Here is a 14163-nt window from a genome sequence, read left to right as displayed (position 1 = left end):
GACGCTCCGTCGGCGACACAGCGTAGCGGCCATGATCTTCGTACTCGCAGCCGATTCCCCCATAGGCCGGGACGCCAGGCAAGATGGGTGCGTGACCCTCATCGATCAGCTGCCGCCGACCGCCGACCCCGACGCCCTCTACGAAGCCTTCGAGTCGTGGGCCCAGGAGCGCGGTCTCACGCTCTACCCCCATCAGGAGGAGGCGCTGATCGAGGCGGTCTCGGGTGCGAACGTGATCGTTTCGACGCCCACCGGCTCCGGTAAGAGCATGATCGCAGCGGGCGCCCACTTCGCCGCGCTGGCCCGCGACGAGGTCACTTTCTACACGGCTCCCATCAAGGCGCTGGTGTCGGAGAAGTTCTTCGAGCTGTGCAAGCTCTTCGGCACCGAGAACGTCGGCATGCTCACCGGCGACGCGTCCGTCAACGCGGACGCGCCCGTCATCTGCTGCACCGCCGAGGTGCTCGCGTCCATCGCGCTGCGCGACGGCAAGGACGCGGACGTCGGCCAGGTCGTCATGGACGAGTTCCACTTCTACGCGGAGGGCGACCGCGGCTGGGCCTGGCAGATCCCGCTGCTCGAACTTCCGCAGGCACAGTTCATCCTGATGTCGGCCACGCTCGGCGACGTCTCCTTCTTCGAGAAGGACCTCGCCCGCCGCACCGGCCGCCCCACCGCCGTGGTCCGCTCGGCCACCCGTCCCGTGCCGTTGTCCTACGAGTACAAGCTCACCCCGCTCACGGAGACGCTCACCGACCTGCTGGAGACCAAGCAAGCGCCCGTCTACATCGTCCACTTCACCCAGGCGCAGGCCGTGGAGCGGGCGCAGGCGCTGATGAGCATCAACATGTGCTCGCGCGAGGAGAAGGACCAGATCGCCGAGCTGATCGGCAACTTCCGCTTCACCACCAAGTTCGGCCGCAACCTCTCCCGTTACGTCCGCCACGGCATCGGCGTCCATCACGCGGGCATGCTGCCCAAGTACCGGCGCCTGGTGGAGAAGCTCGCGCAGGCCGGCCTGCTGAAGGTCATCTGCGGCACGGACACGCTCGGCGTCGGTGTCAACGTGCCGATCCGCACCGTCCTGTTCACCGCGCTGACCAAGTACGACGGCAACCGTGTGCGCACCCTGCGCGCCCGTGAGTTCCACCAGATCGCGGGGCGGGCCGGCCGGGCGGGCTTCGACACGGCCGGGCTCGTGGTGGCGCAGGCGCCCGAGCACGTCATCGAGAACGAGAAGGCGCTCGCCAAGGCGGGCGAGGACCCGAAGAAGCGCCGCAAGGTGGTCCGCAAGAAGGCTCCGGAGGGCTTCGTCGGCTGGACGGACAACACCTTCGAGAAGCTGATCGCCTCCGAGCCGGAGCCGCTGACCTCCCGCTTCCGCGTCACGCACACGATGCTGCTGTCGGTGATCGCCCGGCCCGGCAACGCCTTCGAGGCCATGCGGCACCTGCTGGAGGACAACCACGAGCCGCGCAAGCAGCAGCTCAGGCACATCCGGCGGGCGATCGCCATCTACCGGTCGCTGCTGGACGGCGGCATCGTCGAGAAGCTGGACAAGCCGGACGCCGAGGGGCGCATCGTCCGCCTCACCGTCGATCTCCAGCAGGACTTCGCGCTCAACCAGCCGCTGTCCACGTTCGCGCTGGCCTCGTTCGAGCTGCTCGACCCGGATTCGCCGTCCTACGCCCTGGACATGGTCTCCGTCGTCGAGTCCACGCTGGACGACCCCCGCCAGATCCTCGTCGCCCAGCAGAACAAGGCGCGCGGCGAGGCCGTCGCCGCGATGAAGGCGGACGGGGTCGAGTACGAGGAGCGGATGGAGCGCCTCCAGGACGTCACGTACCCGAAGCCCCTGGAGGAGCTCCTCTTCCACGCGTACAACACCTACCGCAAGAGCCACCCCTGGGTCGGCGACCACCCGCTGTCCCCGAAGTCCGTCATCCGGGACATGTACGAACGGGCCCTGTCCTTCACGGAGCTGGTGTCCTTCTACGAGCTGGCCCGCATCGAGGGCATCGTGCTGCGCTACCTCGCCAGCGCCTACAAGACGCTCGACCACACCATCCCGGACGATCTGAAGTCCGAGGACCTCCAGGACCTGATCGAGTGGCTCGGTGAGATGGTGCGCCAGGTCGACTCCAGCCTGCTGGACGAGTGGGAGCAGCTGGCCAACCCGGAGGAGATGACCGCCGAGGAGGCCCAGGAGAAGGCCGACGAGGTCAAGCCGGTCACCACCAACGCGCGCGCCTTCCGCGTCCTGGTCCGCAACGCGATGTTCCGGCGCGTGGAGCTCGCCGCCCTCGACCAGGTCGACGAGCTGGGCGAGATGGACGCCGAGGCCGGCTGGGACGCCGAGGCCTGGGGCGAGGCCATGGACAAGTACTGGGACGAGTACGAGGACCTGGGCACCGGACCCGACGCGCGCGGCCCCAAGCTGCTCGTCATCCAGGAGGAGCCGCAGAACAAACTGTGGCGCGTCCGCCAGATCTTCGACGACCCGAACGACGACCACGACTGGGGCATCAGCGCGGAGGTCGACCTCGCGGCCTCCGACGCCGAGGGCCGCGCCGTCGTCCGCGTGACCGACGTCGGCCAGCTGTGAGGACAGGAGAGTCCCCCGCATGACGAACCCGGCCGAAAAACTCGTCGACCTGCTCGACCTTGAGCAGATCGAGGTCAACATCTTCCGTGGCCGAAGCCCGCAGGAGTCGTTCCAGCGGGTCTTCGGCGGCCAGGTGGCGGGGCAGGCGCTGATCGCCGCCGGGCGTACCACGGACGGCGAGCGACCGGTGCACTCACTGCACGCGTACTTCCTGCGCCCGGGGCGGCCGGGCGTGCCGATCGTGTACCAGGTGGAGCGGATCCGCGACGGGCTGTCGTTCACCACGCGCCGGGTCACCGCCGTGCAGCACGGCCGCACGATCTTCAATCTGACCGCCTCCTTTCACAAGCCTGAGGAAGGACCTTTCGAGCACCAGTTGCCGCCGGCCCGCGAGGTGCCGCACCCGGAGTCCCTACCGACGCTCGCGGACGAGATCCGCAAGCACCTGGGCGCGCTGCCCGAGCAGTTGGAGCGGATGGCACGCCGGCAGCCCTTCGACATCCGTTACGTCGACCGACTGCGGTGGCACCCCGAGGAGATCGACGGCTGCGAGCCGCGCAGCGCGGTGTGGATGCGTGCGGTCGGACCACTGGGCGACGACCCGCTGGTGCACACCTGCGCGCTCACCTACGCCAGTGACATGACGCTCCTGGACGCCGTCCGGATCCCCATCGAACCCCTGTGGGGTGCGCGGAACTTCGACATGGCGTCGCTGGACCACGCCATGTGGTTCCACCGGCCGTTCCGCGCGGACGAGTGGTTCCTGTACGACCAGGAGTCCCCGGTCGCGACCGGCGGGCGCGGTCTGGCGCGGGGCCGCATCTATGACCTACAGGGCCGGCTGCTCGTCTCGGTCGTCCAGGAAGGTCTGTTCAGGGCCCTGTAGACCGGCCGGTTCAGACCGCCGCGCGAGCGGATGCTTCGGAGCACGGCGGCCGGGGGCTTCTGCGGCGCAGCCAGCCCAGCAGACGGCGGGGCTGCTCCGGTGCCACGGACGCCTCCGGCGCGGAGGCCCTGCGTGCGGCCGCGGGGGCGCGGTGCTGAGCCAAGGGGGCGCTGTGCGGGGTCGCTGGGGCCTCACCGCGTGGGGCCGGGCTCGGCGCGGGCCGGTGCCCGCGAGCTTCCTCCACGGCCCGGGCCAGGTCGTTCCTCAGCCAGCCGATCTCGTCCTGGTCGCTCGCCGTCATGATCTCCTGGGCTAGGTGTGCGGAAGGTGATCCCGGTGCCCCGTGGGTGGGTGGCGCCGGGCGGAACCGGTTGAGATGGGACCGTTCGTGGGGGTCCCTCACGACGTCCGCGACATGAGCGGGGTCGAGAAAGGCCGCCACGGCCCCCGCCCGTTGCCACGGTTCCTCGGCCAGACGCAGCAGAAATCCCAGATGACGTCCGCGCCAGTTGCGGGCTCGCAGATCCACGCCCGCCGTCAGTTGGGCCCGCAGTACCTCGGGCGTACGTCCCGTCAGCAGAAAGGAGTTCTTCTCGTCGTCCGCGAACTCCTCCAGTTCCTGGGCGAGATAGAGCCACACCACGGCGCGGTAACGGTTGAGGTAGTACTTCACCGGCACCACCAGCCCCAGCCGCGCGAGCCGGGTGAACCGGGTGGCGGGCACGTTCATGATCTTCGCGCCCTCGGTGGTGCCGACGGCCCGGACACCGTCGCGGAGCACTTCGGGGAAGCCGTCCTGTGCACGCAGCCGGTCGATCTCGGCGTGCTCGATCCTGCGGCCCCCTCCTCCTCCCTCGTCGGGCATGGTGCGGATCCGGCCGAGGTGCACGGCGAGGTCGAACTCTCCCCGTTTGAGTTCCAGTTCGCGTGCGGCGCGGCTGGGCGCGCAGGTGAGGGGGCGGGGTTGCGTGATGGTGGTGCCCGACATGGTCGTCTCCCCCGTGGAGTGGGTGGCTCACGCCGTGTGCGCTCGCCGTGAAAAAACCGTAGCCGGTCCGGCGAATCGCGTGGCGAGCCTGTGGATAACTCCACGGGCAAGGACAAAACGGCAGGTCAGAGGTCTGCCGGGGAAGTACGCTCGGGGTGCCGGGCGTCGACGCCGAGGTGCTCGCCGACGCGGTTGACCAGCAGGGTCATCTCGTAGGCGATCTGGCCTATGTCAGCCTCCGCGCCGCTGAGCACGCACAGACAGCTGCCGGTGCCGGCCGCGGTGACGAACAGGACCGCGTCGTCGTACTCGATCATCGTCTGGCGCACCCTGCCCGCGCCGAAGTGGCGTCCCGAACCCTTGGCCAGGCTGTGTAGTCCGGAGGCGACGGCGGCGAGATGCTCCGCGTCCTCACGGCGCAGGCCCGTGCTCGAACCCGTCACCAGCCCGTCGTTCGACAGGACCAGCGCGTGCCGTACGTGTTCCACGCGCCCGGTCAGGTCGTCGAGCAACCAGCCGAGTCCCTGGTTCTGCGCCATGCTCCCGCTCCCCGTGTGATGTCTCCTCCCTGGCCGGAGGATCTGTCCGCCAGCCTTCCCCACGACCGCCGTCCGGGCAAGGAGGATGGGGCCATGGCACAGAAGATGACCGATGAGCAATGGCGGGAGTTCGTCTCGCACGGCACCCGCACCGGCAAGTTGTCGACCGTACGCGCCGACGGGAGCCCGCACGTGGCGCCGGTCTGGTTTCTGCTGGACGGGGACGAGGTGGTCTTCAACACCGGAAAGGAGACGGTGAAGGGGCGCAATCTGGCCCGCGACGAGCGGGTCGCCCTGTGCGTGGACGACGACACGCCGCCCTTCCACTTCGTGGTCCTGAACGGCCGGGCCCGCCTGTCCGAGGATCTCGGCGAACTCCGGCACTGGGCGACCCGGATCGCCGCACGGTACATGGGCGAGGAGCACGCCGAGGCGTTCGGTGCCCGCAACGGCGTTCCGGGCGAGCTCCTGGTCCGGGTCGCCATCGACAATGTCGTGGCGCTGACGGATCTCACGGGCTGAGAACCGCCGCCGGTCAGCTCACGGAGTCGAGGAGCCGGGCGGTGTGCATCCGTCCGGCGTACTCGACGAGACGGATCAGCACCTCCTTGCCCGAGGCCCGGTCGCGGGCGTCGCACAGGACCACCGGCGTTCCCGGGTCGAGGTCGAGGGCTCGGCACACCTCGTGGGCGCTGTAAGCGCGGGCACCGGCGAAGCAGTTGACAGCCACGACGAACGGTATGCGCCGGTGCTCGAAGTAGTCCACCGCCGGGAAGCAGTCCTCCAACCGCCGGGTGTCGGCCAGGACCACGGCACCCAGGGCCCCTTGCGACAGTTCGTCCCACAGGAACCAGAACCGGTCCTGGCCGGGTGTGCCGAAGAGGTAGAGGGAGAGGCCGGAGCGGATCGTGATACGGCCGAAGTCCATGGCGACGGTCGTGGTCACCTTCTGGTCCACGCCGTCGGTGTCGTCGACCAGTTGACCCGCCTCGCTGAGCAGCTCCTCGGTGCGCAGAGGGCGGATCTCGCTGACCGCGCCCACCAGCGTGGTCTTGCCCACGCCGAATCCGCCGGCGACCAAAATCTTCAGCGCCAGGGCGGACGGATCGCCATCCGCGGCAACGGAGTGCTCGGATACCATGATCACTTCTCTCGGGAGTGCCGGGTACGGTCGACGTCCGGGAGCACGTCGGGGTGCGAAGTCAGCATCATGACAATTCCCTCCCCCTTCCGGGTGATTGACCCGATATCCGCGCGATGTGACCGACTGGAGTCCGGTTGTTTCCGGAAAGGTGTGCGACCGTGTGCCGTGCTCGTCCGGTTGGTTCTGAACCCTCGTCTACAGCGCCCGCAATCCCTCGATGACCTCGCGCAGAATGCGCTCGTCGGGCAGCTGCGCCGGAGGCACCGGGCTGCTGACCGTGACGCAGCCCAGCTCCAGGAGGTCGCCGAGGAGCACCCGGACCACTCCGACGGGAAGGTCGGCGTCCGCCGCGAGTTCGGCGACGGACTGCGTTTCCGTGCGGCACAGGTCGATGAGCGTGCGGTGCTCGGGTCCGAGCGCGGTGTCGTCGTCGACGACGGGGGCGCCGGGGTCGAGCGCGACGAGCGCGATCAGGTCGAATCGCACCCCGGTGGGGCCCGGTCTGGTGCGGCCGCCCGTCATCGCGTAGGGGCGGACCAGAGGTCCCGCCTCGATGTCGTACCACTGGCTGCCCTGATCGCGCGGGGCGCCGACCCTGTCCTCGATCATCCGTGCCGACCGCTCTCTCGGCTCAGCCCACGACGGGTGGGCGAGCACCGACGCGCGGCGCCGTGCGGAGGTGCTCACCGACACGCTTGACCAGCCGTGCCATCTCGTACGCGACGAGTCCGATGTCGACGGTCACGGCGGTGAGAAGCGTCAGGCAGGAGCCGTCCCCGGCGGCCGCCACGAAGAGGAAACCGTCGTCCATCTCCACCATGGTCTGACGCACGCCTCCGGCTCCGAAGTGCCGGCCCGCGCCCTTGGCGAGGCTGTGGAAACCGGAGGCGACGGCGGCCAGATGCTCGGCGTCCTCGCGTTTGAGGTCGGTGGAAGCGCCGACCGCGAGGCCGTCGTTGGAGAGCACCACGGCGTGCCGCACGTCGCTCACGCGTGCCACCAGGTCGTCCAGCAACCAGTCGAGTTCACCGGATCGCTGGGCGGCCCGCAAGCCCGGGTCGTGGATCATGCATAGTCTCCTTCGCTGCTGTGACTGCCCGATTCGGTGTCCGGAGCGGCTGCGCGGCCGGGCTGCCTTCCGCTGCCGCGCGCCCAGCCGTCGCGGTAGGCCGCCATGCGGTCCCGTACGAGTTCGGGAGTCCGCGGATCGTCGCCGCTGGAGGCCGGTGGGCGGTCCCGCTCCTCGCGGCGCTGCTCGCGCAGTTGAGGGGCGAGGTTCGCCTGGCGTACCCGGCGCGGGAGGTCTTCGGAGCCTTCGGAGTCGTTCGACGGGCGGTGCGGCCGCAAGGTGGTGACTCCTGGGGGCGGGGTGTCGGGCCGGGCGTCTGCCGATGGCTGTGCGGTCGCCGCGAGGGCGGGCCTGTCTCCGGGCGCGCCGACGGACTCCTGGGGCGGGCCGGCACCGGGCACGCGGGCGTGGGCGCCGGGCACGCGTGCGTACTCGCGTTCCGCCGCCGGTTCGGCGTCCGCCGACGAGCGAGGGGAACGTTCCGCCACCCCGTTGTGCAGCAGCGCGGTGGGCAGCAGGACCACGGCGGTGGTGCCGCCGTAGGGCGAGGTGCGCAGGTGCACCTTGATGCCGTGGCGCGCGGCGAGCCTGCTGACCACGAAGAGACCGAGGCGGTCGCTGTCGAACAGGTCGAGTGCCTCGGACTGCTCGATGCGCCGGTTCGCCTCGGCGAGCGTGTCCGCCCCCATGCCCAGGCCCCGGTCCTCGACCTCCATGGCGTAACCGTTGCCGACGGGCTCGCCGGTGATCCGCACGCGCGTGTGGGGCGGGGAGAACTGGGCGGCGTTCTCCACGATCTCGGCGAGCAGATGGGTGAGGTCGGCGACGGCCGCGCCGATGACAAACGCCTCCGGGAGTCGGCGCACCTCCACGCGCGCGTAGTCCTCGACTTCGGAGACGGCCGCGCGCACCACGTTGGTGAGGGACACCGGAATGCGCCAGGCCCGTCCGGGTGCGGCGCCGGACAGGATGATCAGGCTCTCGGCGTGGCGCCGCATACGGGTCGTCAGGTGGTCGAGCCGGAAGAGGTCGCTCAGTTCGTCGGGGTCCTCGGAGCGGCGCTCCATGCTGTCCAGCAGGCTGAGCTGGCGGTGGACCAGGACCTGGCTGCGGCGGGCGAGGTTCACGAACACCCCGGAGATGCCGCTGGCGAGTTCGGCACGCTCCACGGCGGCGCGCAGGGCCGCGCGGTGCACGGTGCCGAGGGCCTCGGCGACCTGTCCGGTCTCGTCCTCGGCGGGCGGTCCGGGGGGTGTCTCGGCGCGGATGTCGATCTCCTCGCCCGCGCGCAGCCTCCGCATGGCCTCGGGAAGTTTGCGGCCGGCGATCTCCAGGGCGCTGTTGCGCAGGGTGACCAGCTCGACCACAAGGGCACGTCCGATGCGTACGGAGATGACGAGCGAAGCGGCCACGGCGGCGAGTCCGAAGAGGACCGCGGCCCCGGCCGGGGTGAGCAGACCCCGGGTGAACGGTTCGGCACGCCCCGCGACGGCACGGCCGGCGCCGGTCTCGATGCCCCGCATGCCGTCCTGCACGCGCGCGTGTGCCGGGTCCCAGGTGGCTTGCGGAGCGGCGGCGATCGCACGGGCGCCCGGGGCACTGGCGAGGACCTTGTCCTCGACGGCGCCGACGGAGGTGTAGGCGCTGCCGTCGGCGAGGCGCTGCCAGGCGGCGCGTTGGGCGCCGGGCAGGTCGGCGACGGCGGCCTCGGTGAGCGTGCGGCGTGTCTCGACGGCGCCCGTGAACTGCCGTAGCCGTGCGCCCTGGAGGCCCCCGGCGAGGCGAGCGCTGGTGAGCAGCACGTCCTCCTGGGCCAGGGCCTCACGCGCGCGGGAGAACTCCAGCAGCACGCGCGCGCCGGAACCGACGTCGTCGGCCTGGACACCGGTGAGGGCGCCGTCCACGCCGAAGCCCGAGGCGATGGTCCTGGTGTACTGCCCGTACACCTCGGCCCAGCCGGTCCGGCGGTCGAGCAGCGCCGTGCGCAGTGTCCGCAGGTGCTCGGCGTCGGCGACGAAGACCTCCAGCCGCGCGGCGACGCCACGCGGTAGGTCGCCGCTGTCGGCGACGGTGTGGTCGTCCCCGAGCCGCAACCGTGCCACGGCACGGTCGGTGCGCGCCGCGAGCGTCCTGAGGTCGTCGCTCTGTCCGGCGGCCGGGTCTGTCGCTTGACGCACCGCGGCCGTCCGCTCGGCCTGCAGGGCGGAGACGGCAACGGAGACGGGTGCCCGTAGCTCGGCGTCTACGCGCTGGGACTGCCGCAGCCGGGACACGTCCTGGGCGGTGCTGACGGTGGCGTACGCCCACAGGGCGAGCAGGGAGACCACGGGCACCATCAGCAGGCAGACGACCTTGGCCCGCACCGTCCGGGGCCGGGTCCGCCATCGTCCCGCGCGCGCGGGCGCGAGGTCGGCCGCCGGGCCCACGGGTTCGTCCGCGGGCTCGTCGGCGGGTGGTCCGGCGTGCGCACGACGGCCGCGCACGGGCGGTGGGGACGGCGTCTTCGCGCCGGCCGTGGGGGTCCTCCGGGGTGTATGCATGGCCTCCTCGCTCGGTAGTGGTTCGGGGCGGAGCGCTCTGCCGGGCCCCGGCTAGTGGGCGGTGGCGCTCTCGACCGGCCGTTGGGCCGAGGCGGTCGCCTCGCGCTCCCCCGCTGTCGGCGAGAGCGCGACGAAGGCCGAGGTGAGGAAGAGGTAGGACCCGAGGCCGACGGCGAGGGGGAAGATGAACTGCATCGCCGTGGCCCCGGGCAGGACCGAAGCGGAGGGCGTGACGCGCACGCTCACCGCGAACATTCCGGTGTAGTGCATGCTGCTGACGGCCGCTCCCATGACGAGGGAGGCGACGGTGACCGCGACGGGCGACTTGATGTTCAGCCCCGCCCACAGAGCCGCCGTCGCCGCGACGACCGCGATCAGGACGGAGATCCCGACGAGCACCGGGTCGTAGCGGACGTCGCCGTGCAGGCGTACCGCTGCCATGCCGAGGTAGTGCATGCTCGCCACCCCCAGCCCGGTGGTGAGGCCGCCGAGGAAGAGTGCTCGGGTGCGGTCACGGCTGTAGCCGACGGCGAAGACGCCGGCGCAGACGACGACCATGGCGACGAGGAGGCTGAGAATGGTCAGCGGTACGTCGTAGCGGATGTCGGTGCCGCTGACGCTGAAGCCGAGCATGGCCACGAAGTGCATGGTCCAGATGCCGGTGCCGATCGCGGAGGCCGCAGTGACGAGCCAGTTGCGGCGCGACCGGCCGGTGGTGCCGAGCGCGCGGACGGTGCAGCGCAGACCCAGCGCGGCGCCTGTACAGGCCATCGCGTACGACAGTACGGGGGTCAGCCAGCCGAAGGCGGCATGGTCCAGGTGTCCCATGGCCCCGGGACGCTAGCCGGAGCAGGGGCGCACGCAGGGGGCGCATTTCGAAAGGTGTCGCAATGTGACGCGGAGATGCGCTGGAACGATCGCGTCCCGCTCGAACGTGCGCGCAGCGGCAGCCCCCGTGCCGGTGAGGGATCATGCGGAGCATGAGCGACGACCACACGCACGTCCAAGAGTTCTTCGGCGCCCGGGCGGCCGACTGGGACAGGCGGTTCCCCGACGACGGTCCCGCCTACGCGGCAGCCGTGGCCGACCTGGGGCTGCGCCCCGGGGACCGCGTGCTCGACGCGGGCTGCGGCACGGGCCGGGCCTTGCCGCCGCTGCGCGCGGCCGTGGGGCCGGCGGGCGTGGTCGTAGGGGTCGATCTGACCCCGGAGATGCTGCGGGCAGCGGTACGGGCCGGGAGGGACCGGGACGGGCGGCTGCTGCTCGCCGACGTGGCCGCCCTGCCCCTGCGGTCGGAGGCCCTCGACGCCGTGTTCGGCGCGGGCCTCATCGCGCATCTGCCGCGCCCCTCCGAGAATCTGCGGGAGTTGGCGCGCGTGGTACGGCCCGGCGGCACACTGGCGCTGTTCCATCCGATCGGCCGGGCGGCACTGGCGGCGCGCCAGGGCCGGCAGATCACCCCGGACGACCTGCGTGCCGAGGGCAACCTCCGTCCGCTGCTGGCCGGTTCCGGATGGCGTATGACGTCGTACGTGGACGAGGACTCCCGCTTCCTCGCGCTGGCCGTTCGCGAGGACTGACGACGGCCTCCGGCCACGCGCGCGGGCCCGTGCCGCGGGACCTCCGCGCAGACCGGGGTCCGTACCGGCGGACCATCGCGTAGGTGGGGGTACGTGCCGACGGACCGCCGCCCGGCCGTGCGCACGCGCGGCCCCTCACCCCTGTCCGGCCACTGCCGCGACGAAGGCGTCCGGCTGGTCGAACATGACGTTGTGTCCGGCACCGGGCACCGGGCACCGGGCACCGTCACCACACGCACGCCGGCCGCCTCCAGGCCCTCCTTGCCCGCCAGTTCACCGCTGAGCTCGCCCTGCAGGTACACGCGGTCGATCGGCAGCCCTTCCAGGAGGGTGCGCATGGCGGGGTTCGAGCCGCGCACGAGCCCCCGGCTGGTGCGGTGCAGCGCACGCGGGTCGGCCAGTCGCATGGTCGCCGCCCACAGGGGACCGACACGCTCCAGCACGCGCGCGGGGCCGAATGCCAGGAACTCGTCCGCCTCGTAGGAGGCGATTTCGCGGCTCGCCGCGGACTGCGGCGGGAAGGCGTCGAGGTTGGCCTCGGTGAGGACCAACCGCGAGACGAGGTCGGGCCGCCGGTGGGCGAGCACGATGGCGACCGAGCCACCCATGCTGTGCGCGACCAGTTCGGTGCCGGTCAGCCTCGCAGCATCCAGGGCCGCCGCGAGGGCGTCGGCGTGGTCCTCCAGTGCGTAGCCGAAGTGTGCAGGCCGGTCGCTGATGCCGTGTCCGGGCAGGTCGACGAACAGGCTTCGGCGGCCCGCGAGTTCGGGGCGGGCCACGATGTGGGCGTGGTACACGGCCGACATCGACCCCAGTCCGTGGACGAACACGCGCGCGGGTTCCTCGCCGGGCGTCTCCGTCCACCGGATCCGGCTTCCCTCACCGTCGAACTCGGCCTTCTGCATCGCGTTCCTCCTCGGTGGCGTTGGTGCCGCGATCGGGCACGCGCTGAAGAAGGCGGATCTGCCGGCCCGGACCACCGAGCCCGGTGCGGTGGCCGCGCCGCGTCACGTGCTGACGCTCACCGGCGACGGGCGGCGCGAGCTGCGGCGTCGGCTGGCCGAACCGGCGCAGCGCGACATCACCGACGAGAACCGCTGGTTCACGGTGCTCGGCTTCCTCAGGCACCTGGACGACCCCGCGGTCCAGGCGGCGGTGCTGCGGCGCAGACTGGCGTTCCTGGAGGAGCCGGCGAGCTTCTTCTACGAGGGCGACCGGCCGCTGAGCGCCGAGGAACCGGACGACCCGTTCCGGCGCGGCATCCTCACCATCGCGCGTGCGACGAGCCGGGCCGAGCTCACCTGGCTGCGCCGGACGATCGACTCACTGGACGACAGCGCCCACTGACACGGCCACCGGTTCCGTTCGAGCCGCTCGAACCGGTTCACCGCGACGTCCCCCTTCTGTCGCCACAACTCCAACTCTACGTTGAATGGGGACAGATGAACGATCAGCACCGAAGCCACACAGAGAGAAGGTTCCCGTGTTCGACAGGGTTCGCGCACACATCGCCCGATTTCGCACGTCCACGCGCGCGGAGGCAGCCGGCGGCGGCGAGAAGCGGGCACACAACTTATTCGAAGCCGCGTCGGACTATGTCTCGGCCCGCGCCGAGGACGACCAGGACCGGATGGACGAGGCCTCGGGCTGGGTGTCACCGGAGGCACTGTCGTTCGGGGTGAGCGAGCTGGCCTGCCGGGCCGTCATCGCCCTGGCGCGGGAGCGCGACGAGTCGCCGCGCACGGTGGCGCGTGACCTCCTCGGGCTTCCCGTCGCCTGACCCGCCCGGGCGTCGGCGGATCGGGGCGATTCGCCCCTGTCCAGGCGGAAAACTGCAGCTCCGGGTGTCGTGCGAGTCGTGACAAGGGGCTTCCGCTCGCACTAGGGTGCGCGCCGTTGGACGAACCATTGGGGAGGCTGGGATGGCCGAGACGGACGAGGAGGTCGTCGCCACCGCGGACGATGCGCTGTACGTGCTCACGGCAGTGCTGCTGACGCCGGCGCAGTTCCCGAGCGTGCTGGGCGACGACTATCCGGAGGCCTGCGCCGCGCTGGACCTCGCGCCGCGTGCCGACGGGTACGGTCTGGTGCTCGGGCAGGACGGCGACGGGGCGCGCTGGACGGTGGTCATCGACGACGTCTCGCTGGTCGCGGTCGCGATCGCCTCCTGGGACTGCGGCATGGAGTACGACCTGTCGCCCGACGAGCGCACGGTTGTCGCCGCCCTGCCGGGCTGGCCCCTCGCGGTCGCCGTGGCGGCCCCGGGCGTGCCCGAGCCGCACGATCCCGGCCCCGATGTGGCGGAGGGTCCCCCGCTGGCCCCGCCGGACACGAGCTCCTGGGGCCCGGCCCAGCGGCGCCTGGGCGCCGACGAGATCGCACAGCAGTGGGCCGTCTGGCGCGAGCAGATCGACGACGGCGACTTCTCGGCGGCGGGTGCCCCTGCGAAGGAGGCGGAGGCCTCGTCGGACGGCGAGCAGGGCTCTGCGGACGACGGGGAAGGCAGGGACGGCAAGGAAGGCGTGCAAGGCGCTCCGAAGGGCCACCAGGGAATCCGGCGCGTCCTGGCGGAAGCCCGCGCCTACGTGGATACGCCGCCGCCCCTCGGCCGGGTCCGCTCGTCGTTCGCCCCGGGCGACGCCCGGACACTGCGCGCCGACGGTCCCGGCTGGTCCATGGTCGCCCGCACCGACGACATCGCGTTCGTGCTGCTCGACGACGAGCCCGGCGAGGTCTTGCCGGTGGGCCGGGGTCCGGAGCTCCCCGGTCTCCTGGCGGCGCTCGACAAGCTGGCCGTACGACCCAGCTGAGC

Annotated in this window: 14 protein-coding genes and 1 pseudogene; 7 read left to right on the top strand and 8 right to left on the bottom strand. The window is 71.4% G+C overall.

Features of this window, described 5'->3' with window-relative positions:
• Positions 1–91: 91 nt before the first annotated feature.
• Both ACWGKT_RS39745 and ACWGKT_RS39740 read left to right on the top strand, forming a co-directional pair.
• Complete coding sequence (locus tag ACWGKT_RS39745) at positions 92–2605, top strand: DEAD/DEAH box helicase (RefSeq protein ID WP_453277504.1); 2514 nt, start codon at positions 92–94, stop codon at positions 2603–2605.
• A gap of 19 nt (positions 2606–2624) precedes the next feature.
• On the top strand, positions 2625–3491 hold the full coding sequence (locus ACWGKT_RS39740) for an acyl-CoA thioesterase (protein ID WP_453277503.1): 867 nt from the start codon (positions 2625–2627) through the stop codon (positions 3489–3491).
• Positions 3492–3501: 10 nt separating this feature from the next.
• Here ACWGKT_RS39740 and ACWGKT_RS39735 read toward each other — a convergent pair whose 3' ends face one another.
• Both ACWGKT_RS39735 and ACWGKT_RS39730 read right to left on the bottom strand, forming a co-directional pair.
• Positions 3502–4479, bottom strand: a complete 978-nt coding sequence (locus tag ACWGKT_RS39735; RefSeq protein ID WP_453277502.1) for a DUF6397 family protein — start codon at positions 4477–4479, stop codon at positions 3502–3504.
• A 125-nt stretch (positions 4480–4604) separates the two neighbouring features.
• Complete coding sequence (locus ACWGKT_RS39730; RefSeq protein ID WP_356152451.1) at positions 4605–5018, bottom strand: roadblock/LC7 domain-containing protein; 414 nt, start codon at positions 5016–5018, stop codon at positions 4605–4607.
• A 93-nt stretch (positions 5019–5111) separates the two neighbouring features.
• Between ACWGKT_RS39730 and ACWGKT_RS39725 the strand changes: the two genes are divergently transcribed.
• Entirely contained in the window at positions 5112–5540 is a 429-nt protein-coding gene (locus ACWGKT_RS39725) for a PPOX class F420-dependent oxidoreductase (protein ID WP_235454422.1), read from the top strand.
• A gap of 13 nt (positions 5541–5553) precedes the next feature.
• Here ACWGKT_RS39725 and ACWGKT_RS39720 read toward each other — a convergent pair whose 3' ends face one another.
• From ACWGKT_RS39720 to ACWGKT_RS39700, 5 genes are all read right to left on the bottom strand, one after another.
• Positions 5554–6159: a GTP-binding protein gene (locus ACWGKT_RS39720; protein ID WP_235454421.1), complete on the bottom strand. Its 606-nt coding sequence runs from the start codon at positions 6157–6159 to the stop codon at positions 5554–5556.
• 198 nt (positions 6160–6357) lie between these two features.
• Positions 6358–6771: a DUF742 domain-containing protein gene (locus ACWGKT_RS39715; RefSeq protein ID WP_356152455.1), complete on the bottom strand. Its 414-nt coding sequence runs from the start codon at positions 6769–6771 to the stop codon at positions 6358–6360.
• A gap of 22 nt (positions 6772–6793) precedes the next feature.
• Positions 6794–7231 carry a roadblock/LC7 domain-containing protein gene (locus ACWGKT_RS39710; protein WP_453277501.1) on the bottom strand — a complete coding sequence of 146 codons (438 nt, stop codon included), beginning with the start codon at positions 7229–7231 and terminating at the stop codon, positions 6794–6796.
• Positions 7228–9771 (bottom strand): sensor histidine kinase, encoded by a 2544-nt coding sequence (locus tag ACWGKT_RS39705; protein WP_453277500.1) that lies wholly within the window; start codon positions 9769–9771, stop codon positions 7228–7230. The genes ACWGKT_RS39710 and ACWGKT_RS39705 overlap by 4 nt, the downstream gene beginning before the upstream one ends.
• A gap of 51 nt (positions 9772–9822) precedes the next feature.
• Positions 9823–10599 carry an MHYT domain-containing protein gene (locus ACWGKT_RS39700; RefSeq protein ID WP_453277499.1) on the bottom strand — a complete coding sequence of 259 codons (777 nt, stop codon included), beginning with the start codon at positions 10597–10599 and terminating at the stop codon, positions 9823–9825.
• Positions 10600–10751: 152 nt separating this feature from the next.
• Here ACWGKT_RS39700 and ACWGKT_RS39695 point away from each other — a divergent pair, with 152 nt between their 5' ends.
• Positions 10752–11351 (top strand): class I SAM-dependent methyltransferase, encoded by a 600-nt coding sequence (locus ACWGKT_RS39695; protein ID WP_453277498.1) that lies wholly within the window; start codon positions 10752–10754, stop codon positions 11349–11351.
• Between the two features lie 135 nt (positions 11352–11486).
• On the opposite strand, the pseudogene ACWGKT_RS39690 reads toward ACWGKT_RS39695, so the two are convergent.
• Positions 11487–12148 (bottom strand): annotated as a pseudogene (locus tag ACWGKT_RS39690) (alpha/beta fold hydrolase).
• Between ACWGKT_RS39690 and ACWGKT_RS39685 the strand changes: the two are divergent.
• The 3 genes from ACWGKT_RS39685 to ACWGKT_RS39675 all read left to right on the top strand — a co-directional run bounded on the left by ACWGKT_RS39685 (position 12132) and on the right by ACWGKT_RS39675 (position 14161).
• Entirely contained in the window at positions 12132–12698 is a 567-nt protein-coding gene (locus ACWGKT_RS39685; protein ID WP_453277497.1) for a hypothetical protein, read from the top strand. The pseudogene ACWGKT_RS39690 and the gene ACWGKT_RS39685 overlap by 17 nt on opposite strands.
• A 136-nt stretch (positions 12699–12834) precedes the next feature.
• Entirely contained in the window at positions 12835–13131 is a 297-nt protein-coding gene (locus ACWGKT_RS39680) for a hypothetical protein (protein WP_356152464.1), read from the top strand.
• A 142-nt stretch (positions 13132–13273) separates the two neighbouring features.
• Positions 13274–14161: a hypothetical protein gene (locus tag ACWGKT_RS39675; protein WP_356152466.1), complete on the top strand. Its 888-nt coding sequence runs from the start codon at positions 13274–13276 to the stop codon at positions 14159–14161.
• Positions 14162–14163 lie beyond the last annotated feature (2 nt).

It is taken from the genome of Streptomyces sp. NPDC054794 (assembly GCF_053611585.1).
This window is presented reverse-complemented; position numbering and strand designations above follow the sequence as displayed.